Source organism: Psychromonas sp. MME2, assembly GCF_040566515.1.
Taxonomy (GTDB): Bacteria; Pseudomonadota; Gammaproteobacteria; order Enterobacterales; family Psychromonadaceae; genus Psychromonas.
On record NZ_JBEWXI010000010.1, the window covers coordinates 28,167 to 53,736 of the forward strand.

At 37.5% G+C, this 25,570-nt stretch carries 20 protein-coding genes, 5 tRNA genes and 4 pseudogenes; 17 read left to right on the forward strand and 12 right to left on the reverse strand.

All coding sequences use genetic code 11. The annotated features are described in order from the left end of the window. The first annotated feature begins 1 nt into the window (after position 1). The 8 genes and pseudogenes from AB1A03_RS08605 to AB1A03_RS08640 all read left to right on the forward strand — a co-directional run bounded on the left by AB1A03_RS08605 (position 2) and on the right by AB1A03_RS08640 (position 5,853). Positions 2–451 carry a DUF423 domain-containing protein gene (locus tag AB1A03_RS08605; RefSeq protein ID WP_354624269.1) on the forward strand — a complete coding sequence of 150 codons (450 nt, stop codon included), beginning with the start codon at positions 2–4 and terminating at the stop codon, positions 449–451. Beyond that, a pseudogene (gene rlmM / locus AB1A03_RS08610) lies at positions 445–1,540 on the forward strand (23S rRNA (cytidine(2498)-2'-O)-methyltransferase RlmM). Before AB1A03_RS08605 ends, rlmM (AB1A03_RS08610) begins: the two are co-directional and overlap by 7 nt. A gap of 132 nt (positions 1,541–1,672) precedes the next feature. Then, complete coding sequence (locus tag AB1A03_RS08615; RefSeq protein WP_354624270.1) at positions 1,673–2,233, forward strand: hypothetical protein; 561 nt, start codon at positions 1,673–1,675, stop codon at positions 2,231–2,233. 17 nt (positions 2,234–2,250) lie between these two features. Continuing rightward, a complete protein-coding gene (locus AB1A03_RS08620; protein WP_354624271.1) occupies positions 2,251–2,697 on the forward strand; it encodes a hypothetical protein in 447 nt (148 codons plus the stop codon). Then, positions 2,618–3,520, forward strand: coding sequence for a hypothetical protein (locus tag AB1A03_RS08625; protein ID WP_354624273.1), 903 nt, complete (start codon positions 2,618–2,620; stop codon positions 3,518–3,520). Before AB1A03_RS08620 ends, AB1A03_RS08625 begins: the two co-directional genes overlap by 80 nt. 14 nt (positions 3,521–3,534) lie before the next feature. Further along, complete coding sequence (locus AB1A03_RS08630) at positions 3,535–4,677, forward strand: CHAT domain-containing protein (protein WP_354624274.1); 1,143 nt, start codon at positions 3,535–3,537, stop codon at positions 4,675–4,677. 128 nt (positions 4,678–4,805) lie between these two features. Further along, positions 4,806–5,216 (forward strand): annotated as a pseudogene (gene rlmM, locus AB1A03_RS08635) (23S rRNA (cytidine(2498)-2'-O)-methyltransferase RlmM); the annotation flags it as partial. A gap of 93 nt (positions 5,217–5,309) precedes the next feature. Then, a pseudogene (locus tag AB1A03_RS08640) lies at positions 5,310–5,853 on the forward strand (YSC84-related protein). 97 nt (positions 5,854–5,950) lie between these two features. On the opposite strand, the gene mepK reads toward AB1A03_RS08640, so the two are convergent. The 8 genes and pseudogenes from mepK to AB1A03_RS08680 form a co-directional block, all read right to left on the reverse strand. Next, the gene (gene mepK / locus AB1A03_RS08645) at positions 5,951–6,499 is read right to left on the reverse strand and encodes a peptidoglycan L,D-endopeptidase MepK (protein WP_354624275.1); all 549 of its coding nucleotides are present in this window, start codon (positions 6,497–6,499) and stop codon (positions 5,951–5,953) included. Between the two features lie 236 nt (positions 6,500–6,735). Then, a complete protein-coding gene (locus tag AB1A03_RS08650; RefSeq protein ID WP_354624276.1) occupies positions 6,736–7,452 on the reverse strand; it encodes a L,D-transpeptidase family protein in 717 nt (238 codons plus the stop codon). 102 nt (positions 7,453–7,554) lie between these two features. After that, positions 7,555–7,683: pseudogene (locus AB1A03_RS08655) on the reverse strand (peptidoglycan-binding protein); the annotation flags it as partial. A 206-nt stretch (positions 7,684–7,889) separates the two neighbouring features. After that, on the reverse strand, positions 7,890–8,339 hold the full coding sequence (locus AB1A03_RS08660; protein WP_354624277.1) for a hypothetical protein: 450 nt from the start codon (positions 8,337–8,339) through the stop codon (positions 7,890–7,892). A gap of 151 nt (positions 8,340–8,490) precedes the next feature. Beyond that, positions 8,491–8,889: an envelope stress response membrane protein PspC gene (gene pspC, locus AB1A03_RS08665; protein WP_354624278.1), complete on the reverse strand. Its 399-nt coding sequence runs from the start codon at positions 8,887–8,889 to the stop codon at positions 8,491–8,493. Beyond that, positions 8,882–9,112: an envelope stress response membrane protein PspB gene (gene pspB / locus AB1A03_RS08670; protein ID WP_354624279.1), complete on the reverse strand. Its 231-nt coding sequence runs from the start codon at positions 9,110–9,112 to the stop codon at positions 8,882–8,884. The genes pspC and pspB overlap by 8 nt, the downstream gene beginning before the upstream one ends. Before the next feature lie 61 nt (positions 9,113–9,173). After that, positions 9,174–9,431 (reverse strand): nucleotidyl cyclase domain-containing protein, encoded by a 258-nt coding sequence (locus tag AB1A03_RS08675; protein WP_354624280.1) that lies wholly within the window; start codon positions 9,429–9,431, stop codon positions 9,174–9,176. 31 nt (positions 9,432–9,462) lie between these two features. After that, positions 9,463–12,354, reverse strand: coding sequence for a tetratricopeptide repeat-containing diguanylate cyclase (locus AB1A03_RS08680; protein WP_354624281.1), 2,892 nt, complete (start codon positions 12,352–12,354; stop codon positions 9,463–9,465). A 413-nt stretch (positions 12,355–12,767) separates the two neighbouring features. On the opposite strand from AB1A03_RS08680, the gene AB1A03_RS08685 reads away from it, so the two are divergent. From AB1A03_RS08685 to AB1A03_RS08695, 3 genes are all read left to right on the forward strand, one after another. Next, positions 12,768–12,986: a hypothetical protein gene (locus AB1A03_RS08685; RefSeq protein WP_354624282.1), complete on the forward strand. Its 219-nt coding sequence runs from the start codon at positions 12,768–12,770 to the stop codon at positions 12,984–12,986. Positions 12,987–13,408: 422 nt separating this feature from the next. Then, complete coding sequence (locus AB1A03_RS08690; RefSeq protein WP_354624283.1) at positions 13,409–15,550, forward strand: methyl-accepting chemotaxis protein; 2,142 nt, start codon at positions 13,409–13,411, stop codon at positions 15,548–15,550. Between the two features lie 44 nt (positions 15,551–15,594). Next, positions 15,595–16,362, forward strand: a complete 768-nt coding sequence (locus AB1A03_RS08695) for a DUF4197 domain-containing protein (protein ID WP_354624284.1) — start codon at positions 15,595–15,597, stop codon at positions 16,360–16,362. A gap of 58 nt (positions 16,363–16,420) precedes the next feature. Here the strand turns inward: AB1A03_RS08695 and AB1A03_RS08700 are convergent, their stop codons facing one another. Together AB1A03_RS08700 and metG are read right to left on the reverse strand one after the other, a co-directional pair. Continuing rightward, on the reverse strand, positions 16,421–17,719 hold the full coding sequence (locus tag AB1A03_RS08700; RefSeq protein ID WP_354624285.1) for a succinylglutamate desuccinylase/aspartoacylase family protein: 1,299 nt from the start codon (positions 17,717–17,719) through the stop codon (positions 16,421–16,423). A gap of 305 nt (positions 17,720–18,024) precedes the next feature. Next, on the reverse strand, positions 18,025–20,073 hold the full coding sequence (metG, locus tag AB1A03_RS08705) for a methionine--tRNA ligase (protein ID WP_354624286.1): 2,049 nt from the start codon (positions 20,071–20,073) through the stop codon (positions 18,025–18,027). A gap of 236 nt (positions 20,074–20,309) precedes the next feature. Here metG and apbC point away from each other — a divergent pair, with 236 nt between their 5' ends. After that, the gene (gene apbC, locus AB1A03_RS08710; protein ID WP_354624287.1) at positions 20,310–21,395 is read left to right on the forward strand and encodes an iron-sulfur cluster carrier protein ApbC; all 1,086 of its coding nucleotides are present in this window, start codon (positions 20,310–20,312) and stop codon (positions 21,393–21,395) included. 348 nt (positions 21,396–21,743) lie between these two features. Continuing rightward, the gene (locus AB1A03_RS08715) at positions 21,744–22,958 is read left to right on the forward strand and encodes a hypothetical protein (protein ID WP_354624288.1); all 1,215 of its coding nucleotides are present in this window, start codon (positions 21,744–21,746) and stop codon (positions 22,956–22,958) included. 152 nt (positions 22,959–23,110) lie between these two features. On the opposite strand, the gene AB1A03_RS08720 is transcribed toward AB1A03_RS08715, so the two are convergent. Together AB1A03_RS08720 and gltX are read right to left on the reverse strand one after the other, a co-directional pair. Further along, positions 23,111–23,186, reverse strand: a tRNA-Ala gene (locus AB1A03_RS08720). Between the two features lie 107 nt (positions 23,187–23,293). After that, the gene (gltX, locus tag AB1A03_RS08725; RefSeq protein WP_354624289.1) at positions 23,294–24,706 is read right to left on the reverse strand and encodes a glutamate--tRNA ligase; all 1,413 of its coding nucleotides are present in this window, start codon (positions 24,704–24,706) and stop codon (positions 23,294–23,296) included. 345 nt (positions 24,707–25,051) lie between these two features. On the opposite strand from gltX, the gene AB1A03_RS08730 reads away from it, so the two are divergent. The 4 genes from AB1A03_RS08730 to AB1A03_RS08745 all read left to right on the forward strand — a co-directional run bounded on the left by AB1A03_RS08730 (position 25,052) and on the right by AB1A03_RS08745 (position 25,520). Further along, positions 25,052–25,127: transfer RNA gene (locus tag AB1A03_RS08730), tRNA-Val, on the forward strand. A 55-nt stretch (positions 25,128–25,182) separates the two neighbouring features. Beyond that, positions 25,183–25,258 (forward strand) — tRNA-Val (locus AB1A03_RS08735). 55 nt (positions 25,259–25,313) lie between these two features. After that, a tRNA-Val gene (locus AB1A03_RS08740) sits at positions 25,314–25,389 on the forward strand. A gap of 55 nt (positions 25,390–25,444) precedes the next feature. Next, positions 25,445–25,520: transfer RNA gene (locus AB1A03_RS08745), tRNA-Val, on the forward strand. Positions 25,521–25,570: the final 50 nt, after the last annotated feature.

The window sequence follows — 25,570 nt, forward strand, 5'->3', positions numbered from 1 at the left end:
GATGAGCAACTTACATACAATTAGCACTATACCAGTGATGACTCGCTGGTTTATGATTTTCGCTTCTCTGCTTGGTGCTCTGGGTGTCGCCAGTGGCGCCTATGCGAGTCATGGTTTATCTAATTGGGCGAGTCCCGAACAAGTTGATATTTTCAAAACAGCCGTGAGTTATCAGTTATTTCATACGCTTACTTTGCTCTTTGTCTGTTTATTCTCCCTTTTTTACCGATCTACCATGTTGTTGGTGAGCCAGTTTTGTTTCACCTTTGGCATTATCCTATTTAGTGGGAGCTTGTATTGTTATGTGTTCACGGGCGTTAAGGTATTAGGGGCAATAACACCCGTTGGTGGGCTGTTATTGATCTCGGCTTGGTTGTTACTTGGGCTTTTTTTAAACCATGCCAACGTTAACAAATGTTTAATAAAGATTAAACAGAGGAAAATATGTTAGGAATTTTACTATACTGCCGCCCTGGCTTTGAAAATGATTGCGCTAACGAAATACAAGATAAAGCTGCTGCATTGGAAATATTTGGTTTTATAAAAACGAAACGTAATAGTGGTTATGTCTTTTATCAATGCTACAACGGTGAAGAAGTTGAAAAGCTATTAAAGGGTCTTAATTACAAACAGTTGATTTTTGCGCGTCAATTAATTGCAGTGCAAGAGTTTGTTGATAATTTACCATTAGATGACCGCATATCACCTATTTTACAGGTAACACGTAATATGCCCTTAGGTGGCGACCTTTATGTTGAAACCCCTGAGGGCGATGAGACTAAACCATTGCTTACTTTTTGCCGTAAATTTACCGTGCCACTGCGACAAGCCCTTAAAAAGCAAAATAGTTTAACGGCCAAAGAAAATCGTAAAAAAATTTGTTATCACCTCTGTTTTTTAGATAATCAATCGGCTTTTATTGGCTTCTCTCTGCCAAATAATCGCAGCGAATTTTATATGGGTATTGCCCGTTTACGTTCACCAAGTGAAGCGCCAAGTCGCTCAACTCTGAAGCTTGATGAAGCGATTCAAATTTTCTTAACCCCTGAAGAACAAGTGGAACGTTTGCATTCAGGGATGCGAGCAGTTGATCTTGCGCTTGTCCGGTGGGTGGACATACCAGCTAGTACGTCGGGGAATGTTTGTTACTGCCATTGACAATGGTGCGATGGCACAAAGTTTAATGGATACAGGGCAAGTGACGCACTATATGGTAGATGGCTTTAAATATGAGCCAGAGCGCAAAAATATAGACTGGTTAGTTTGTGACATGATTGAAAAACCAAAACGTGTCGCAAAACTAATGGCTAAATGGCTGATTGAAGGTTGGTGCAAAGAGGCTATTTTTAACCTTAAACTTCCCATGAAAAAACGTTATCAAGAAGCTGCAGCAGATATTAAGATATTAACCGATATGATAAATGATGCGGGCTTAGAGTATGAATTGCAGGCAAAACATCTTTACCATGATCGGGAAGAAATCACTGTTCATATTAGTTTACAGGGGAATGTTTGGGGCAAACAGCTAGGTAATAGCTGAGCATGATATTTTCTCTAAAATTATGTTGAACAATATATTATGCCCTGTTGACTGCATTTGGGCATATGTATTTTTTATTTTCGGTTATCCATTGATGATTTCGAAAATCAATTAAAGTAAAAGGAATCACTTATGAAAAAATTTATATTTATAACTACTCTATCGCTTTTTTTGTCGGCTTGTGCTGGTAAACCAGATCCAGTAGTAATGGCTATGAAGTCAAATAAAAAAGCTGGTGTTGTTGATATTTCATTACTACAGTCAAATAGAATAGAATCCAGTAATAAAGCAGTGCACACTCCTACTCTAGTGCCTGCGATATGTGAATACACTGAAAACAAATTTAAAAAGAACCCTGTAATCCCTTTGGGTTTAAAATTTACAGCAATCTTAATTCCGCAAGCATATCGAGATTGGGAGTGGATAGAATCGCCCTTAAGTATCAGTTACAGTGCTTATTCCTTCTCAAATAACGCTTATACGACATTTAAAATATACCTGAAAAATAATAGTGCATCTATTTTCAATGAAAATAAATGCACTTTTTACTCCAAAACCGCTTTAAAAGGTGGAGGGTATTATAAAGAAATTTTAAACGAAGTTGGTAATCTAACCACTACATTGGAATCGATCGGTGTTGAGCATGAGCGTGACTTCTTGAGCATTATAAAAGATGAACCTTCCTCTATTTGAACTTATAAGGGTTTAATATGAACTATTCATGGATTATAAATTGTATTTTTATTGTTTTTTCATGCGGCTTGCAACTTGGATGCGCCTCTAACACAACCAAGCTGGCACAGGATTATCTTCAGGCAGATTATATTGCTGTTATAGAGGATGCTGAAAATAGTAATACCGATACATCAAATATTTCGGCCATTATGCATGCCATGATCTGTGATTCATATTTACAACTGCGTCAGTTTAATGAATTTGATAACTGTATTGACTCTGTCGTTAATAGTGGCATTAATGCTGAAGAGTTACGTAACTCATTAATTGACTCCCTCGATCCAATCAATCAAATTGATTTCGGAGGGGGATATGCTAATAACAGTGGACAAAAGGTAGATGATGAAAGAAACAACGATTCTGTATATCGCTCTTTTAAACTTAATGCGAGCCGAGCGTGCTTTTGCTTTGGGGGATGTTGATAGAGCTTATAAATTCTCTTCACAGAGCTTTAAAATGAGTGAGAGGTTGTTGGGAACAAGGTTTATAGCTCTGCACAGCAAAATTCAATTAAGAAGCCTAGGGCTGGCAGCCTATACATGTCAATTGCTATCTAACTGCCGAAATAAAAATGAGCATCAAATAATATTAAAAAATATATATAACAGTGAGCTGGATGAGGTTCAGAGAAAAGATAAGAATTTGATTACATTATGGATTATGCGCTATAACCTATTGGCATCCAAATATAAAGATAACATTGATATATACGAAGATATTAGTGATCAAACCGGATTTGAACAATCTAGTAAATTAATTTTGTTTAATCCAGTCGGGCTAGCAATGCTGTCTTCTATATCGTTGGTTTCTGGTGTCAATATGTTTGATGTTGCTGGTGAATCATTTAATCAATCTTCCCACCAAGAGCAAGCTCTCTATTATCTGCAAAAATCATATATGGGATTAGGTGAGTTAGATAAGGCATTTGCTATTCAGAAGAAGCTTATCAGCGAAATAAATCAGGCATCAATAAACTCTATCTCTTATAGTTTACTTAATGATCATGCGACAATTTTACTTTATCGTGGAGAAATAGAACAGGCGATCACCATACTTAAGAAAGCTGTTGAAATTGTAGAGGCGCAGCGAAACTCTATTAGCTCTGAAAATGGACGTATCGGATTTCTGGGGGATAAGCAGGCTGTTTATGCTAACTTAATAGATACGCTAGTTACTCAAGGTGATTTTACGGCTGCCTTTGAATACGTGGAGCGTAGTAAGTCTGAGCGTTGGTTGATATGTTGACCCAGAGAATTGATGTGTCTACAGTTGCTGATAATAAAAAATCCTATCATTCCAAGAGCTCCTTTAGTTTTGCTAAAGATGGAAATAGCAGGGGCTTAAAGCTAATTAAAACAAACAATACTACGGCTCAAGAGAAAAAATTGGTGACGTTTGGCGAGCAGATCAGCTTTAAGAAAATTAGTGAAACATTAAAAACAGGAGAAAGCTACATAGAGTTCTATGGTTATGGTGACAAATGGTATAATTTTTTGATTTCACAGCAAGGGATTAAGGCCTTCAGGCTCAACTCCGAGATCGTTAAAGATGTCTCTTTTTTTAGAGTGCTTATCGAAGAAGGTGATGTCGAAAAATTAAAGGTTGTAGCTAACCGTCTCTATAAAGAGCTTATCGAACCATTGGATCTATACTTAACGAACAAGAATTTAACCATTATTCCTCACGGTTTACTCCATTATCTACCGTTTAATGCACTGTATGATGGTAACAAATATATGGTAGATAAATTTGATATGCGTATATTGCCGAGTGCATCGGTATTGCAGTATATTATCAATAATAAAACCGATTCTGAACAGCTATTAGCTTTAGGCAACCCTGATTTGGGATATGCTGAATTATCACTCCCCTTTGCCGAAGTTGAAGTGAATGAGATTTCAAACATTATCAAAGATTCAGATATATTCGTAAAAGAACGGGCAACAGAGACTAAGGTCAAAAATAGTGCTGGTAAATATAACATGTTGCATTTTGCTTCTCACGGTACCTTTAATAGTGCAATTCCTCTGGACTCCGCGCTGTTATTAGCTAAAGACGAACAGAATGATGGAGTGCTTACGGTCAGAGAACTTTACGATATGCAGTTAAATGTAGACTTAGTTACTTTATCAGCCTGTGAGACGGCGCTAGGGCATATCGGTAATGGTGACGATGTAATTGGCTTTACCCGAGGGTTTTTATTTGCCGGAGCGAGCAGTATTGTTTCAAGCCTGTGGCAAGTGGATGATGAAGCAACGTATCAGTTGATGATTCGTTTCTATAAAAATCTCACAACGATGAATAAGCGTGAAGCGTTAGCCGAAGCCCAGAGGCAACTTAAAGCGACGTATCCGAACCCATATTACTGGTCAGCATTTCAATTAAGCGGTCTGGCTATTTAAGTTTATGTGGGGCTTTATTTCTAAAGTAAGCTCCGTATTCAGAAATAAAATAGCGGCGAATGGCAGGTCTTGTATTTTACAAGACCTTGCCTAGCACCCTAAAAAAAACAAGGCAGATATCCTGTAGGTGGACATACCAGCTAGTACGTCGGGGAATGTTTGTTACTGCCATCGACAATGGCGCGATGGCACAAAGTTTGATGGATACAGGGCAAGTGACGCACTATATGGTAGATGGCTTTAAATATGAGCCAGAGCGCAAAAATATAGACTGGCTAGTTTGTGACATGATTGAAAAACCAAAACGTGTCGCAAAACTAATGGCTAAATGGCTGATTGAAGGTTGGTGCAAAGAGGCTATTTTTAACCTTAAACTTCCCATGAAAAAACGTTATCAAGAAGCTGCAGCAGATATTAAGATATTAACCGATATGATAAATGATGCGGGCTTAGAGTATGAATTGCAGGCAAAACATCTTTACCATGATCGGGAAGAGATTACACTACATGTGCGATTGATTAATCGTGTTTGGGGTTAAAATCTAATATTAATAATTAATTGCTGTTCTTTGCCCAAATCAATCTATCTAAGCTAAGCTAGATAGATACTTATTTAATTAAAAGGGTCTATCATGAAAAAATTAGCATACTTACTTGTGTTGCTGCTTTTTACAAGCATCAGCATGGCAGATGAAATTGCCGATACGATTGCCAATTTCAAACAATCCCCCAAAGTGAGTGCCTTATTCTCTAGTGCCTATGGTTATGCGATATTTCCGACTATAGGTAAAGGGGGGATTGGTATTGGTGGTGCTTATGGTTCAGGTAGTGTTTTTAAAAAAGGCGTTAAAACAGGTGAAACATCAATGACCCAGCTGACCATAGGTTTTCAGCTTGGTGGACAGGCATTTAGTGAAGTGATTCTTTTTTAAAGATAAAAACAGTTATGACAAATTTACAAATGGAAATTTTGAATTTAGTGCGCAAGCCTCTGCTGTTGCCATTACCGCTGGCGCACAGGCGCAAACAAGTACGACGGGGAATTCTGCTGGGGCTGGAAAAGAGTCACAAAAAGGGGATTACACTAATGGCATGGCAATATATACCTACGCCATTGGTGGTTTAATGTATGAAGCTGCCATTGGTGGACAAAAGTTTTCTTTTGACCCTAAATAAGGCCAACTCGAGATAATAAATCGATAGAACATAGCGGTGACACTGTATGTTATGAAAGTTTAAAAGGGCGAGTCACTCACTCGCCGTTTTTAACAAATTACCAACTACGAACACGGCCAGTGTCAATATGTACAAAGTTACTATTAGGATAATAACCGACACCACCCGCTTTTAGTGACAATGCAGCCTTTCTAACTTTATTTAGTGAAATACCTTCGATACGAAAATCCATCGCTTTGCCTTGCATATGCATACTTTTTTTAGCAACACCATTTGATTTTGCACTGAGCATTTTATTAGTCTCAGGCGAACGATAACCAGAGATGATTTGTACTTGTTTGTTACAGCCAAGTACTTTCTGGATAGCCGATAACTGATCAAATAAGCGAGTATCCATAGCAATAATCTCATTACGACGAAAGTCGCGGCATAGATGATTTAGCTTTTGTAATTCACTAAATTGATAATGTTTACCATCAAAATATTCAGTATCAATAATTTCACCGGTGTGAAGATTATTCATGCTTAACATTCTTGGGGAGCCATTAGCCTGCGATGCAAAAGTTAAAGAGGGGAGGCAGGTTGCACCTAAAGTAACTAGGCTAGATAGAACAAATTTTCGACGATTAAAATCAGGTTTTGACATAACACTCAACGCATATAAAACAAACTAAAAAAGGTTAAAAAATAACATAAGTTGAGAAAGTACTGATTTTTTGTACGCTAGTCAAATGAGAAAAAAATCAAATATTTACCTTTAAAATGGCGTTTTCTTGTATTCTAATTGAATTGTAAGGGGTTTTAATTTTATTTATAGATAGGGAAGGATCCCATATTTGTGAGGCGTCTATGATTTAGCTTATCTTTACTGAGCACTCACTTTTAAATGTAGTCATTGTCTAGTAAGGGGATTTGGGCATTTTGTGATAGATAGGCGCGATCATATTGATAGATATCGGATCTAAATTGTGTGATGCCATTATCGTCAACCCAGACAGTTTGATAAATCGTAGAAAAGATGATCACTTCGGTTAATCCTAGCACTGTCGTCTCATCTTGTTCGCTATGTTGGCGATATGTTTCATCAGAAAAACCCGATTTTGACAGTAATAAATGGGCAAATTCACCCGCTTGTTCAACGCGAATACAACCAGAGCTAAAAGGTCTCGCTTCTTTGTTAAATAAGCTTTTTGCAGGAGTGTCGTGCAAATAAATGGATTGGTTATTTGGGGTGTTAAATTTATATTGCCCAAGAGCATTCATTGGGCCTGCTTTTTGGCGCAATTTGTATGGGAAGTTATTGGCGTTGTATGTTTGCCAATCAATATCATCAATACTAAGCGGCTTTTGGCTAGTCCAATCTGCAAATATTTCGTATTGATGTTTTTTAAAATAGTCTAAGTTCTGCAATGCATTGGGCAGAATATCTTTACGCATAATTTTGGTTGGCACTCGCCATATAGGATTGAAAATAATTGAATCGAGTTTAGCGGTTAGAATAGGCGTTTTTCTTTTATAGCGCCCCACGATCACTCTGCTTTGGAAAATTTTCTCTCCCATTTCCCAGTATTCCATGGTGTAATCTGGAATATTAACCAAGACCTGATTTCCGTTGTTTATGGCCCATAATTCAGATCGCAATGTATTTATTGCCATTAATCTAAGGCGCTCTTGCGGATGTAGGTTAAGCCAATATTGTGTTTTTCTACCTATTACGCCATCGGCCGTTAAGCCATGTCTGCGCTGAAAATTTTTAATTGTTTCTTCTAACTCAAGCGTGTAAAAATTTTTATTCGTTGTTTCAAAAGCTTTTTTTTGTTGTTCGTTGATCTCTGGCTAACAATAGGCGTGTTAATAAAAGATCTTTTTGTTCAATATTTTCACCCTTTTTAATCGTTTCTGTAAATGGTGCAACTGCCTCATTTATATCAATTGATGCATAATAGTCTAATAAATATAGGTAAAGGCGTTTATATTGCGCTGGCTTAGAGGAGATAGATTGCAAATAGTGTGTTTTTTGGGCAGATGAGTCACTGTTAAAAAAGGCATCGATAGATTGTTGTGAAGGAGGAATGAATGAAACATCCATGTTTCTTGGAGAATAGCCACTTTTTACCTTCTGTTTTTTTATGCTCCGTGTAGGCAAGATAAAAAAGTAACAAATCAGATGCTAATTGATCAAAAAGGATCGGATCATGTTGTTGTTCTGCTTTTTGCAAGGCTTGGTAAGAATTAATGAGTTGATTATCAATTCCAGCGACTATAAACACAAAAATTTGTTTTTTTAATTCACTGATTAATTCTTCATTTTGCCATAATAGCGCTATGCCATTGCCTTTGTCCTGATATATAGAGTCAATGATTTCAGGGTAACGTAACTGAGGTCGAGATAGACTCTCATTCGCTTGCACCGGATGAAAAAAATGAGTAACAAAGTATAAAATTGTTAAATAATATAAGCAGTATTGTGAAATAAAGGTTTTCATTATTGACCTTTGGTGCTCAGAGGTTATTAGATTCAATTAAGTATGGTGTAGTCTGCGTTATTACTCAAATATTATTATTGTTCAAGGTGATTGTTGTATTGCTATCAATATCGCGAATAGGTGCAAAATCATGTATAGGGAAAATTGTTACCTATTTTTGATTGGTGAATTCATTATTCATTTTAAAGGCAAATGAAGTGACATAATTTTCCATTTTTTCTATTTCTGACTCTATAGTATTTAAGTCAATTTCACTATTTTCTAATATCTCTGCTGCTGAAGCGCCATATTCCCATGCTTTCTTTTTCACATTATGTTTTTGGTAGATACTTTGTTGCCATTTTCGCTGCTCAGGCATTTCATCCAATATAAAATAAGCTGCGGTGTAAGCGATGAAGACTAAAAAGCCAGCGGTAAATAAAAATGCAGAAATAACAATTAAACGAATAAGCCATACTTCAACGGAAAAGTATTCTGCTAGACCCGCGCATACACCACCAAGTTTGCCATTGATGGGATCTCTATATAATTGTTTATTCTGATTATTCATTTTTATTGTTCCTCCATTGTGGTGCTTCTTTATCAAGAATAGCTTGCAATGAAATGATGCGTTTTTGCATTTCGTCACAACGTTCAAGTAACATTTGCAGTTTTTCCTGATCCTGTGAAGAGAGGGCTTTATTGCTATTTTTTTTATCGCGATAATGTAGAAACAACCACAACGGAGCGACAAAAACTAAAAAAATGCTTAGTGGTAGTATAAGGTAACTCATATTAATTCCTCGTCATGTATCATGGGTATAAATAGTATATACGATTGACGCTGCTCTGTACTTAACAGGTTATTTTTACCCTGCCTTTTCCTTCGGACTTAGCTACATATAATGCACTATCGGCCTGCTTTAGCAACCACTCTTCATTGAGGTTTTCATAGGACATGCCATTGCAGTCAGCGATGCCGATTGAGCAAGTTAGATTGGGGAGTGTTTCGACAATGGCGTTTTTATTGGACCATTCGCATAATAGCGGCTTCAAAAAAGATTGCTTTTGTAAACTTGATAATATACGTTGTGCCACTATTTTTGCTTGCATTTTATTTGCATTTGGGAAAATGATGACGAATTCATCCCCCCCCCCATCGAGCAACAATATCAACACTTCTGACCGAGTCTAATAACAGTTCAGAAAATTCATAAATGACTTTATCACCGATGTCGTGGCCAAGGCGATCATTAATTAACTTAAAATTATCAAGGTCAACATAGGCGAGTGCGCATTGTTGGCTAGTATCATTTTGAGCATGTAATAGCAGCTCTTGTTGTAGTCGTGAAAGTAGTGCTTGACGATTAAATAATCCTGTCAAGGGATCTGTTTGCGACATTTTTATTAAGTTTTCGTGATGATGAAGGTGTTGAATTTGGTTGCCGAGTTGGTGGCAAATTATACTGAGTATATTTTTATTTTGTTGATTTAAATAACGATTAACATTCACACATTTTAGAGTCATGGCTGCATAAAGATGCCCATCTACGAAGATTGGAAAGCTAGTAATAAAATTGTAGGTGCTTCGTTTACCATATTCACCTTGAGTATAGAAACCATTCTCTATGAATGGCTTTTTGCTATTGAATACTTGTTTTAAACAGTAATCGACCTCTGTTTGTTTGTCAGTTTCTCCGAATTGATTCCACAAACACCACTTATTGCCATTGAGATGATGGATAAAACCAATGTGTATATTAAATTTTCCACATATTAATTTAAGCGCTTCATCGGTTAACTCTTGGCTACAGTTAAAATTTTCATGCAAGCTATGCAAACGATTAATTAATTGTATTTCACGCACGTGTTGTTGTGCTTGACGGAGTTGGGTTAACTGTTTTGCACTACGTACAATTTTATTAAGCGGTAGAGGAGTCTCTGGCAGTGGAAAAAAGGTAAAATTATATGCAGAGATTGGTTGTTTGTGCCATACATGTTGTTTGAGGTTGTTAAAAATATCCCTGTAGCGTGGTATAGAAAGAGCTTCGCATAATAATAAACTGTTATCTATGAGTGAATGAGTTTTTTCCCATTCACCTTGTGCGCTATAAATTTCGAGCAATTCTAAATGGCATTTAGGTAACAGGCAGGTATCTAAATCGATAATATTTTTGAGTATGCTAGGTGCATTTTCAAAGACTTCGCGGGCCTGTTGAAGTTTATTATTTACTTTGTACAGCGAGCCTTGTAATAAAGCCCGTAAAAATTCAGCTGTTCTCGAAGGTTTAAAGGGGAGTCCTTGCATTCGTTCAAGACATTGCTCTGCATTGGCGAGTTGTTCTAGCTTTGCATGGCAGTAACCCTTTAGGCTTATGACATCGTATATGTTGCGAAATGGAAAATGGGTTATTTGCCTGATCCGACAAATTCGCACAATTTGGTCGAGTATGGTGATTGCATGTTGGTAATTATTGGTACAGAAATAGAGCCATGCAAAATTAAATAATGTGACGACCAGCTCCGAATCGTTATCTATTTGGCTAGCGATATTGAATGCGGACAAATATTCTTTTTGTGCATCCCGATATTGCTCTCGTAAGTTGTTAAAGTAGCCTTTACCATTATGAATTTTTAAACACTCGTTTTGGTCACCTATTTGAGAATGAATACGTGAGCTGACAGCAAAGCAGCGATCCGCAGCATGATAGCGATTACAGTAGGAATAGATGATGCCTTTACTGTGGTAACTCGCCGCAATTCCCTGTGTGTGTCCCATATCGCGTGCAATTTGCATTGCTAAATGTGTCACATCAACTGCAATAATAGGATCTAACTCATCGTAGAATCGTAAATAAGTATAATAATTACGTAATAGATATAAGCGAGAACAATCCATATTATGTTGTTGTAAACTAAGATCTAATCGATCAAATTCCTGCAAAGGCATAGGGGATGATGATTTGTGATGTGCGAAAAAATTTATAAATAAAGACTGTATGATCAGCTGCTCATTATTAGCTTGTTGAGCTGCTTGATAGGCTAATTCAGCATGCACAATAGCATCATCAAAGTTTTGCCTTCGTGTTAGCGTTAAGCTCAGTAAATTAAGTAGATGTATCTTTTCGTCATGGCAACTAAATTGCTCACTAAATATTTGTAACATCTCAAGTTCATTGAGTGCACTATCTAGCTGTCCATCAAATAGTAACGCTTCGGATAATCTTAAACGTAGCGTTTGTTTTAACTGTTCAGGCAGCATTGTTTTCTCTAGGAGAAACCGTGCTAACGAGATTGCTTCAGGCCATGCCATTAAAAGAATATTTTTTTCTACTAATTCAAAATTTAAAGTTTGTAGTGACTCTAGTTGAGTGCCTGTCATTGGTATTGCTTTGAAATTTGGTACTTTATGTAATAAATAAGCATCGTCAAGCCAGTCTATAAAACTTTCCCATTCTTCATCATCTTGTCGGTGCGTTAATGCATGCTGTGTATCAATAGAGATGAGCACTAACAGCGGTGCGCTTATATTATGTTTAGCTAATATTTTTAAAAGTTTAAGGTCGGAAGGGCAGGCATACTGCCAACCAATGATGGAAAATATTGTTGGTGTGGTAATTAGTATCTCAACTAATTTAATAATGGCATCGGTAAAAGCTTTGTTTTCAAAAAACAGATAATCCGTTATGAAAATCTCAGGTCGTTTGTATGGCCGTTTTTGTAAAATTGCCATTAAAGTTTTTTGTAGCGGTTTATATTGGGTCGTTTTTTCAACCGCCTCTTGCAAAGAATAGGGGGAATCTGATAATGCATTATTTAAAAATGCAAATATAAAGCTGTAGGGAGTATAAGTTGAACTAGGCAACAAACGAATAAGTTTAATTTGAGATTCTGTATGCTTAGAGAATGAACAACTAAAATAGCCAAAATTAGCTGGAGTTGATGTAGCGTAAAAGTTAAATACAGTATTATCTTGCATAACCGATTGCCATTGTAGCAATAAGCTATTATGAAATTGTTCATGCATTTGTGACATGCCTAAAATTACCTTAACTGTAAATAATTTATTGCATACGAAGCGACTGTTTATGGTCTTTTGCTAGTTAATATAGTTGTATGCTTGGTATCAATGTTATGTGAAAAATTAATACTAATTATTAGAAAAAATATTGCAAGTTGAAAAAGTCATGAATTATACCTATACGACATATCATTTTTCATGTGGTGATAGCGGTCATATTTTTTTTTAAAAAATGGTAAATAAATGAGTTGTGGTGTTGGTAATTAAAAAAAAGTTTTTTATAAAAAAATATACTAAAGAATCGTTTCTTTTTTTTCACTAAAAAAGGTAATAATTAGCCCGATTTAAAAGAATAGAAATTGGTCTTTTTATTGTAAGACCAATATCTATTGCACCGTGATTATTAATTAGTTTTTTTGGAGTTTGAAATGAGAAATGGTAGTAATAGTTCTCAGGAGTTTGATGGCGATGATGATGAAGCGGCATGGGAATTTGAAGATGATGACTGGGAAGAGGATTCAATCCATGCTCGTAAAGAACATCAAGATCATAGAGGTCGTGCGAAAGGCCATGTGCGACGCGATATTGAATATTATAAAGACAAAAAACAACTTAAAGAGTTACTTGGCGATGATTTTGATGATTAATTATGTAAAATAATGTGTAATCATCTTTTATGAATGATGGGCATATCCTTATTGCAACTAGTATTGACTGTATCTGCCCAATTTTTATGTGATTTGTTTGTTTTTATTATACAAATAATAAAATAGGTAGCGTTACGCCTCCGCTGTATATACCTATCTTACTCCAAGATGCAAAGTCACCAATACAACTAGTTACTGCAATCAATGCCTCGCTACCATCTATTTATTCCTACGCATAAATAAATCATATAATTAAAGGAATTCCTATAACATGGTATATTGAATAGCCGTAAATATGCTACTTTAGTAAAATAGTTTATACTATTCATTTAGTTACCATGCTCTACCTAGTTATTAGCTTTTAAATAGGTGGCAATCAATTCAAGCGAGTGGATTGATTTATTACTTTCAAGGATGTCATTATGAAATCATTATCAGTGCAATGGAAAATCACCCTATTATCGGGCTGTTGTCTGCTATTAGTCGCTATATCGCTAATCACTTTTGCTCTCTATTCTTCTACCGAAAATCAAAAAACAATTCAGCAGCAGAGTACTCTTTCAGTTGGCAATAAATCCGAATTACTGCTTATGAAAGAAGCAAGAGCGCAATCATCAATCGTACAAAAATATCTCGATGAAGCTGTATACCGTGCAGAAATGTTAGCGGATAGTATTAGTTTTTTACAATTTAATGCCGAAGAGAATTTTACTGGGAGTGAAGATTTAAGAAAATCCGTCTCAGAATTATTAAAACGATCTGTATTAAATTTTGACAATATGTATGCCGCCTTTACCACCTTTATTCCAAATATGTTAGATAGTGAAGATGCAAATTATGTCAATGCGGGATACGTGAGTTCAAATGAGCAAGGACGTTTTTCCCCTTACTGGTTTAAGAATACGAACAATGAAGTGACCTTAAAAATTAAAAGCGAACAACAGATAAGTGATGCTTCTCTTACTACTAGTGGCCAGCCTAATAATTTTTGGTATACCTGTAGTATTAATAATCAAGGTATTTGTGTTATTGATCCTTATTCCTATGATGAGAATGGTGAGATGCGTTTGGTGAGCACAATTACTGTGCCATTACGTAAAGAAGATACCATTATCGGAGTCATGGGGATTGATTTGAAGATTGATGTCTTGCAAAGCTATGCCAATGATGCCGACACGGCTTTATTCGATGGGGCTGGTAACTTATCTATTATAAGTAATAACGGTCTATTAGTTGCTGGTGACAGCGAGCCATCTGAAATCGGGCAATTAATGTCACCGCAAAGGGGCATGTCTGCGCAGTTACAAAATTGGCTATCTGAGGGGCATCCACAGTCGCGGTGGAGTGATGACCAACAAATTTTGACGGTATTTATGCCTATTAAACTTGCTAATACCAATTGGGGTATTGTGATCACTATGCCTAGAGAAAAAGTGTTAGGTGATGCTATCTCCTTGGATCTATTAATTGAAGAGCAAACAGCAGCAACATTTAAAACACAAATTCTTACGGGAATAGCATTGACGCTTATTGGCTTGTTTGTCATATGGATTGCTGCATTTAAATTAGTTGCACCCATTAAAGAAGTTGTTGCACGGCTACAAGATATTGCAACGGGAGAGGGGGATTTAACACAACGACTCAATGTCAGAAATAATGATGAAATTGGTGAATTGGCAAATTGGTTTAATCGTTTTTTAGACAAACTTCAGGGCATGATTAAAGAAGTGATACAGACATCAGACTCTATGAGCAAAACGTCACAAGAGGCGAGTGAGTTAGCGGTACAATTTCGTCAAGGTAGTGAAGCGCAATTTAAAGAAACTGATATGGTTGCGACTGCATCTGAAGAGATGACGCAAACATCGAGTGTGGTGGTCGATAATGCCAATCATGCGGTAAAAGTTGCCTATCAAGCCGAGCAGGCAGCCCAAACTGGGCGTGAAGTTGTTCAACAATCTGAGGATTCAATGCAACAGTTAGTGACGACAATGGCAGAGGCGGTGCCTATTGCTTTAGAGTTGCAAAATAATAGCAGTAATATTGATGCTATACTCTCAGTTATTGAAAGTATCTCTGAACAAACAAACCTGTTAGCGCTGAATGCGGCTATTGAGGCTGCTAGAGCAGGAGAGCAAGGGCGCGGTTTTGCTGTTGTTGCCGATGAAGTTAGGCTACTTGCTGGCCGGGCTCATGATTCTGCCGGACAAATAAGAGGGGTGATTGAAGAGCTGCAATCGGGAACACAAAGTGTTACTCGGGTAATATCTCAAGGTAATGACTTGGCAATTAGCGCAGCAGAACAAGTCCAAAAAGCGGTGCTGAGTTTGACGGATATTTCTGAGTTTGTGGAAGACATTCAGCGAATGAATAGTCAAATTGTTAACGCAGCGGAAGAGCAAAGATCGGTTTCAAGTGAAGTAAATATCAATGTCGCTAATATTCGTGAACTGAGTCAAAGCATTCTTGCACAATCGGAAATATCTGAAAAGGTAGGTGAAGGTATCGCCTCGTTAGCAATGCAGCAGCAGTTATTAGTTGGGCAGTTTAAAGTGAATAAGTAATTGACCGTGATTAACATGAATAATTTTAGTGGGGAGTATGTAATATGTTTTATTTAAAACCTTCTTGTAAAATAATGACTATTTTGGCGTTGTTTACCTTACATGCCCCCCTTCAGGCTGGTTGGTTAGATACAGTACAAGATCTGGCATCCGATATGAGTTCGCAGGAGAGCCCACAAGCACAATCACCGTCAATAATGACGAATGCGAGTAATAATGAAATATCAATGGCTTTTAAAGAGTCATTACAAATAGCAGCAGATAAAGTCGTTTCCCAACTCGGCATCGTTGATGGTTTTAATGCAGATAAAGCAATCCATATTCCTTTACCTCAAGAGTTTGAATCAATCCGACCAGTGTTAGGGCAAATTGGGCTAAGCGATGCTGTTGATGATCTTGAACTTAAATTAAATCGTGCAGCTGAGACGGCTACACCAAAGGCACAGGCTCTATTTGTTGAATCGATACAATCAATGACATTCAGCGATGTACAAAAAATTTATAATGGTCCTAATGATTCAGCGACCCGCTATTTTAAAAATAAAATGTCTGTCTCGTTACGTGAGGAAATGGCACCTATCGTGACCGATAGCTTGGCTGAAGTTGGTGCTATACAAGCCTATGACAATATTACTGAGCAGTTGGTGGATATTCCCTATCTTCCTGATGTAAAGGCTAATTTAACTGATTATGTGGTTACTAAAGGTATGGATGGCATCTTTTATTACATGGGAAAACAAGAGGCTGCCATTCGTGAAAACCCTGTTCAGCAAACGACAGATTTATTAAAAAAAGTGTTTGGAAATCAATAAAAAATATTGAGACATCGCTAAGTGTGGTAAACCAAGCGATGTCTCTTATTCTTTTTCATTATTCTTTTTCATTATTCTTGTTATCATTATCGGTATTGTCACTCTTATTGGGGAGATTAACTATACCCATCTGTTTAGCTGTTTTTTCTGCGCTGTCTTTCTTTATTTGTTCACCCTGTTGCTCTAACTCTTCAAAATCACGTCGTTCACCGAGATTAAACACTGCATAGCCAGCACTCACGAATTGATCCTGAGCTCGGCCTAATACCACACCATCAAAAGGTGCATAAAGTGTTTCAACATGCTCGTTAATAGGATTACTAATTGAGCCTAATAATTCACCTTTATTAACTTTTTCTCCCAATTTAACTTGGCTAATCAGAATACCTCCATGTTCAGATCTAATCCAGCTAGAGGCATAAAATATCGGCTGTGGCGCAGACCAAAAAAATGAACTAGGTAACATATCAATGGAGCTTAGGTAGCTACGAAGCGCCTTTACACCTGTTTCTACTAGCTTGATATCAAGGGTGAAAGGCCCCCCAACTTCCATTACTACCGCGGGTATACCAATGGAGGTTGCTGCACCGCGTAAACTTCCAGAAGGTGCAATACTCTGCAGAACTGAAATAGCACCAAATTGTTTCGCTACTTCCGCTACAGTTGGAATGGTTAAGTCCGCACGTAATTGAGTAATATTTTCACGATACATGGAACCTGAATGTAAATCGATAACGCTATCACAGTGGCGAATAATATTGTTAAATAGGCTATAGGCAACTCTAGATGCGGTTGAGCCCGATGGATTACCGGGAAATGCACGATTAAGATCTCGCCGATCTGACATATATCTATCTTTACGCCACAATCCATCGATATTGACCACAGGAACCGAAATTACTGTACCGTTTAATTCGCTTGCAGTTAGATTGCGCATGATACGCCGAGCTATTTCGACTCCGTTGACTTCATCACCATGAACAGCTGCCGTTAAACAGACTGTCGGGCCGGGCTCTTTGCCATGTATGATAATGACAGGCGTTGCCATTTCAAAACCGCCGGGTAAATGTCCTGAATACCATTTTACTGTCGTGCTACTGTTTATTGGAATCATCGTGTTTAAAAGTACAAATGGTTCCCAGATTTTAGTTGCATCGACTTGTTTTTCAGGGCTCTCCACTGTGGCGGCTTTAATATCCTGTAGTGTGGTAACCTCATCTATAGCTGTACTATTTTGCTCAGCGTTATTGTATGAAATGGGATTTAATGTCTCTTCATATTGCTCATCTTGTTCTGTCGCTAAAAGCGGAAGGTGGAAAAATAGAAGAGTCAAAATTGTATAAACACGCAATAGCATAATATCTCCAATAATGAGGGGTATAAACCCAGGTTACCTAAAGATGCACTGTCAGGTGATAGCGCGCCCTAGGGAAAGGAAAATAGCAGCAATCTGCTTTCTTATAAAACCGCTATGTAGAAAAACTATACGTTAATTTTATGCCTCGCATCTCGACATTTTTATCTTGTTGACTTTACATCTTGAAGTCACATAGCTATATAGATAATAGTGTAAATATTTTATTTGATGGTCGTGGAGATAATATTAAAAAAATAAAAGCCTCAAGCGATTTGAGCGATGAGGCTTTATATTAATGGCGACGATTACATTATACGTTGGCCTGGTTGTGCACCATCGTCCGGGTTTAAAATGTAAATTTCTTTGCCACCGGGGCCAGCGGCCAGCACCATCCCTTCAGATAAGCCAAATTTCATTTGACGAGGCGCAAGGTTTGCCACCATAACGGTTAATTTCCCTTCTAAATCTTCAGGGGTGTAAGCCGATTTTATGCCCGCAAAGACGGTGCGTGTTTCCCCGCCTAAATCCAAGGTTAGCTTTAATAATTTATTCGCCTTTGGAACATGTTCAGCCTTAGCAATTAATGCGACGCGTAAATCCGTTTTTGCAAAAGTATCAAAATCAATTTCCGCTGCGATTGGTTCTTTATCTAGTTCAGATTGAGAGTCATTAACCTCTGCAGCTGCTTTTGATTGAGCACTGACGATTGCCTCCTTTGAAGCTTCAACCATTGCATCGACATTCTTAGCTTCAATGCGCTGGAATAGCGCTTTAAAGTTATTGATCTTATGGTCCACAAGCGGTTTTTGAATGCTGTTCCAATCTAAAACTTCAACTAAAAAATCTTCACTACGAGCCGCTAATTTGGGCATGATAGGTTTTAAATAGGTCATCAAAACACGGAATAAATTGATACCCATTGAGCAAATATCCTGAACTTCTGCTTCATTTTCTGGTTTTTTAGCCAATGCCCATGGCGCTTTGTCATCGATATATTTATTAGCATCATCGGCAAGCGACATAATGTCGCGAATCGCACGGGCAAAATCTCGTTTTTCAAATAATTCAGCAATTTTTTCACCAGCATCAATAAAGGCTTGGTATAGTTCGGGGGCTGCAACCTTGCTAGATAGTTTACCTTCGTATTTTTTGGCAATGAAACCGGCAGTACGAGAGGCAAGATTAACCAATTTATTAACAACATCAGAGTTAACTCGCTGTGTAAAATCGTCTAAATTTAGATCGAGGTCATCAATGCGATTGGTTAGCTTTGCTGCATAATAATAACGCAAGCATTCGGGATCTAAATTATCTAAGTAAGTACTTGCCTTGATGAAAGTTCCCTTAGACTTTGACATCTTCGCGCCATTAACAGTAACGTAGCCATGTACATTGACGGCAGTTGGTTTACGGAAACCTGAACCTTCTAAAACTGCTGGCCAGAATAAACTATGGAAATTGACAATATCTTTACCGATAAAGTGGTAGAGTTCAGTGCTGCTCTCTTTTTTCCAGTATTCATCAAAATCAAGCCCATCAGTTCTATCACAAAGATTTTTGAAACTCCCCATATAACCGATTGGTGCATCCAACCAAACGTAAAAGTACTTACCAGGTGCATCGGGTATTTCAAAGCCAAAGTATGGTGCATCGCGGGTGATGTCCCACTGTTTTAAACCATGTTCAAACCATTCTCCTACTTTGTTAGCCATTTCAGTCTGTAAAGCACCTGATTTAGTCCACTCTTTTAGCATCTCTTCAAATTGAGGAAGATTGAAAAAGAAATGTTCTGTCTCTTTCATAACTGGCGTAGCCCCAGAAACGGCCGATTTTGGATTAATCATTTCGGTTGGATTATAGGTAGCCCCACAAACATCGCAATTATCGCCATATTGATCTTCTGCCTTACACTTCGGACACGTTCCTTTTACAAATCGGTCGGGTAAGAACATCGCTTTTTCAGGATCAAAAAGCTGTGATATTGTTTTTGATGCGATAAAACCATTGTCGCGTAAAGCAATATAAATTTGTGATGAGAGGAATTCATTTTCGTCGCTATGGGTACTGTGATAATTATCAAAACTGATACCAAATCCAGCAAAATCTTGTTCATGGGATGCTTTGATATCTGCAATCATCTCGGTTGGTTCGATTCCCATCTCCTGTGCTTTAAGCATAATGGGGGTGCCATGTGCATCATCGGCACAAATAAAATGGATTTTATTACCACGTAAACGCTGGAAACGAACCCAAATATCAGCCTGAACATGTTCAAGCATGTGTCCTAAATGGATTGGACCATTGGCATAGGGGAGCGCGCAGGTGACAAGGATTTTACGATCTTGATTTGCCATTTTATTTATTCTTCCTAAATTAACGAGAATGAATTTTATTATGTCTAAAATAATAGGGTTAAGCGGTTAATTCTACCCAATTAATGGTGGAAATCCCACTGTTAAATACGTTCAAGCCATGCCATATGAAGGATTAAAGCCGATGTTTTTTTGTGGATGAATTTAAATACGGCTTTGCTAAACTGCATCTATTATCTATTAATACTTATTAATCTCCTTAATTAAACGGGGCATCTATGTTTTTTAACAATAAAAGTCTATTAGAAAAAGTTTACGCTTGTTTGCTGGCGCATGATGATATGGCCGTGATGGCTAAACTTATTGACAATAATGCCGTTTCAGTTGATGAAGATAAATCACTCATCAAAATAACCTTACCCTTTTATGCGCCGCATTGGTTAGCTAATTTACAGGAACATTGCCAGCAACAATTAGGAAGTTTATTTTCTTCGCCATTCTCATGGCAAATTGATCATCAGGTTAAGGCGATGCAAAATGATGCCAGTAAATGCAGCTTAAAAAACATTAAAAACATTATTGTTATTGCCTCAGGGAAGGGCGGTGTAGGGAAATCGACCGTAACTGTTAATTTTGCATTAGCATTAGCCAAAAATGGCGCTAGTGTTGGTATTTTAGATGCCGATATTTACGGGCCATCTATCCCTTCAATGCTTGGTGTTAAAGATGCGCAACCATTAAGTGCAGACGGAAAGTTGATGTTACCAATTAAAGCGCATGATTGCGTTTGTAACAGTATTGGCTTTTTAGTTAAGGAAGAAGAGGCCATGATTTGGCGTGGCCCGATGGCAAGTAAAGCATTGCTGCAAGTACTGAATGAAACAGATTGGCCTGCGTTAGATTACCTCATTGTCGATATGCCTCCTGGAACTGGCGATATTCAACTCTCAATGTCACAAAATGTCCCTGTGAGTAGTGCATTAGTTATAACCACGCCACAAGATGTAGCATTAATTGATGCTAAAAAAGGGGTAACCATGTTCAATAAGGTCGGTGTTAATGTTGCAGGTATTATAGAAAACATGAGTGTTTATCATTGTAGTCATTGTGGGCATCAGGAGGCTATTTTTGGCACAGGAGGAGGAAAAAAGTTAGCTCAACAATATAATTTACCATTTCTAGGTGCGCTACCTTTACATATTGCTTATCGAGAAGACACGGATAAAGGGTACCCTACGGTTGCTAAAGATGCGAAAAGTCCGCTATCAACGCCTTATTTGCAACTCGCTGAAACGGTTGCAATTGACTTATATCGCAATTTAAAGCTTGCGCTAGAACAAATTTCAATTACTCAATTGCGTTAACTAATTAGCAAATAAAAGGTAAAATGACAACAGGTCATTATAAAGTGCTATTTTTCAGCGTTATTAAATAGTTACTAAATAGTTATTGCATCCTTAAGTCGTTAAATTATCATCTAAAAATCTTTATTTAGATTGCAAATATGAGCTATTGCTCAGTAATTTTTGCGTGACTAATGATACAATTAGTCACTTTATTTGACCCATGATGCACCGCGATAAATGAGCGCGATAAATTAGTGCCGTTTTTCTTAAATGTATTGGATTATATAACTATACCATCGGTATCAATGAGTAAAGTATTAACGACTCGCTTACTTACATAATTTAAACAAACATACAGAAATAACTATGACCAAACCAACTAATACTGAAAACTCAATGCCATCGAATCAATGTTCTTATTTTAATAACCCGAAGATCTTTTTTGGCGCTGCGGCTATTGCCTGTTTGTTAACGTTATTTATTGTGCCTAGGTTTGTAGAAAATAATGTACTTTTAGTAACACTGTTAATTTGTGTTGCTATCGTGATTGTCACTTATCTACTACATCAATATTTACAAGATGAACAACCGTCTTCATTTGATTTTTACAAAGTAAATTCAAAAATAGATCAACCTAATATTTTTGAATCGGATATGCTCAGCACTTCTAAACCGATGATGGATACCCCTTTTTTGATAGATGAAGATGGTCTTGATCCCTCTATTGTTTTTAATGTCGAGAAAACCGGAGCTGATATATTGATACTCCTTGAAAATATTAAGCAGGAGAATCATTTTTCTGACTATTTGACCGCTCGGGATATTTCAGTGAAATTAATTGGCTCGCCAATTGAAGGTGTTAATTTAATAGAAATGCAGTATCAAGGTTTGCAGGGATACTATCGTGTAACAAATAATGATTTATATTCCTCTGATGATGTTACCTGCAATATTGATGTTGCATTTCTTCACGATACCGATGTTTTACGTTTGCAAGTTGAAAAAGCATTATTGGATATGTTTAATGATTGTCGCCCTAATAAGGTTGTAAAATACAATGCACGTAATTATCAGGCTATGTTTAAGTTCTACACTTATGTGCAAAAATTAGCACGCCCAGAGAACCGAAGAGTTGACCATTTATGTTTTTATCAAGGTACATTTGAAATTAGTAATTCTTCCTATGTTGAGTTATATAATTGTAATTTAAAAAGTTCATTAACTTCTTGGGTCAACAAAGATGGTTTAATTCGTACAGATTATTTAGATGAAGAAGAAGAACCATTAAGTGCTAGTGAAAAGGAAGCATTACAGACAACGATTGGCTTGCCCTTTGCTAAATGCCGTCTGGTTGATATAAAGCTAATGAAAATAGCTGATGATCAGCTTACTGTGAAATTATATTTATCCTTTGCGGAGTTGTGCGATGATGAAGTCACAGGAAAGGAGAAATCGCTAACTATTGTTATGCAAGATAAAAATATTATGATATCGAGAGATGAAGAAAATAGTGATGATTTAACCTCGGTTGAGGCATATTTTCAAGAAAAAACGGTTATTCCTTTTTATCCTATTCATTAATTAGCGGGTATCAATTAATCGATAGCAGCCTAATATGGCTGCTCTGCCAAGCTGCTTATTACAGGGATAGCAATCGGAATAATTTGTAAGGTATTTTGTACTTATAAGAATAGTCGTGTGAAATGAGGTGCGCTAGTTGGGTATAGTAAAAGTGGTGGAGCTATGCGGGATCGAACCGCAGACCTCAACGCTGCCAGCGTTGCGCTCTCCCAGCTGAGCTATAGCCCCACTTTTACTTGAGTAACTGTTTGAAATGTCTAGGTATAACAAACGAGATGCATAATATGCATCTCGTTTAAAAGTGTCAATAAAAATTTCTAATTTAGTGTGAATTTTTATTGGGTAGCTTCACGTGCCGCTATAAATTCAAGCGCGCGAGTGATACGAGCAATCAATCGTTGTTTACCGATTAAACGCAAAGTAACATCTAAAGAAGGCGATTGACCTCCACCTGTAATGGCAACCCGAAGAGGCATACCCACCTTACCCATGCCAACTTCTAACTGATCCGCAGTTTCTTGAATAAGTTGATGTAGTGTATTGTCAGTCCAATCATCATTTTCTTCTAGTTTTTGTTGTACTAAAGTCAACGCCTCTTTAGCAACTGGGCGAAGATGGTTTTTAGCAGCTTTTGCTTCAAACTCTTCGTACTCTTCAAAGAAATAACGACTTGAAGCAGCCAAGTCCACTAATGTTTTCGCTCGCTCGGATAAAGCGGTGACGATTTCCGTCAGTGCCGGGCCGTTAGTTATGTCTATATTTTGCTGATTCATGTGCCATTGTAAATGTTCTGCAATATATTCAGGCGCTAATGTTTTAATATAGTGTTGATTTAACCAGATAAGTTTGTCGGTATTAAAAGCCGAAGGGGCTTTATTGATCGCATCTAAGGAAAATAGGTCCAGCATCTCTTGTTCTGAGAAAATTTCTTGGTCGCCATGTGACCAACCTAATCGTACTAAATAATTTTTTAACGCTTCCGGAAGATACCCTTCATCGCGATATTGCATGACAGAGACTGCACCATGACGTTTTGAAAGTTTTGCTCCATCGTCACCTAATATCATAGAGACATGCGCATACTCTGGTAATGGTGCTTTTAAAGCATTTAATATGTTGATTTGACGAGGTGTATTATTAATATGGTCTTCACCACGTACAACATCGGTAATGCCCATATCCCAATCATCGACTACCACACAGAAGTTATAAGTCGGTGTGCCATCTGTTCTTTGGATAATTAAATCGTCTAATTCCTTATTGGAAAATTCAATATTGCCACGTACATGATCAGCAAATTTTACACTACCTTCCTTAGGATTTTTAAAACGAACGACATAAGGCTGATCGGTGTCGGTAACTTCTATGTCACGACATTTTCCATCGTAACGAGCAGCTTCGCCCGCCTTTTCTTGGGCTTCACGTAAAGCATTAACACGTTCTTTTGTGCAATAACATTTATATGCTGTACCTTCGGCTAACATTTTATTGATTATCTCTGTATAGCGTTCAAACCGTTTTGTTTGGTAGTAGGGGCCTTCATCCCAATTTAACCCAAGCCAGCTCATACCTTCTAAAATGGCATCAACGGCTTCCTGTGAAGAGCGTTCAATGTCCGTATCTTCAATACGTAAAACAAACTTTCCACCTTGGCTTTTTGCGTGTAACCAAGAATAAAGTGCTGTACGAGCACCTCCAACATGTAAAAATCCAGTAGGACTTGGGGCAAAGCGTGTTTTAACGGTCATAAAGTGTTCCTTAAGAAATAAGTATTAACAGTAAAAAGCGTATTTTAACCAATACCAATGTAATTACATTAACTATTTATATTAATTCATTCATATATCGCAAGATGCTTTGTCAGATGTTAGCTCAGTACGTTTTGCTGATTGAGTTTGCATATTGAAATATGATGGAGGCAGACGCACTTAATACATTATTTGAGCTGACTTTGTTCGACCTTTGAGCAGTTGGACATAAAAGGAAGTTTTTATGATAAAAAGGCTTGACTGAAAAAAGGCGATCCCTATAATACGCCCCACAAACAATGTGTTGTTTTTAATTTAAAAGTAACCTTGTTAATATTTAAAGATGGGCGATTAGCTCAGTTGGGAGAGCACCGCCCTTACAAGGCGGGGGTCACTGGTTCAAGCCCAGTATCGCCCACCATCTTTAAACTTCTTGATTCAGAAGTAAAATGAATAATTAATTAGTAATTAAAGATGGGCGATTAGCTCAGTTGGGAGAGCACCGCCCTTACAAGGCGGGGGTCACTGGTTCAAGCCCAGTATCGCCCACCATCTTTAGACTTCCTAATTCAGAAGTAAAATGAATAATTAATTAGTAATTAAAGATGGGCGATTAGCTCAGTTGGGAGAGCACCGCCCTTACAAGGCGGGGGTCACTGGTTCAAGCCCAGTATCGCCCACCATCTTTAAACTTCCTAATTCAGAAGTAAAATGAATAATTAATTAGTAATTAAAGATGGGCGATTAGCTCAGTTGGGAGAGCACCGCCCTTACAAGGCGGGGGTCACTGGTTCAAGCCCAGTATCGCCCACCATCTTTAAGCTTCTTGATTCAGAAGTAAAATGAACAATTAACTAGTAATTA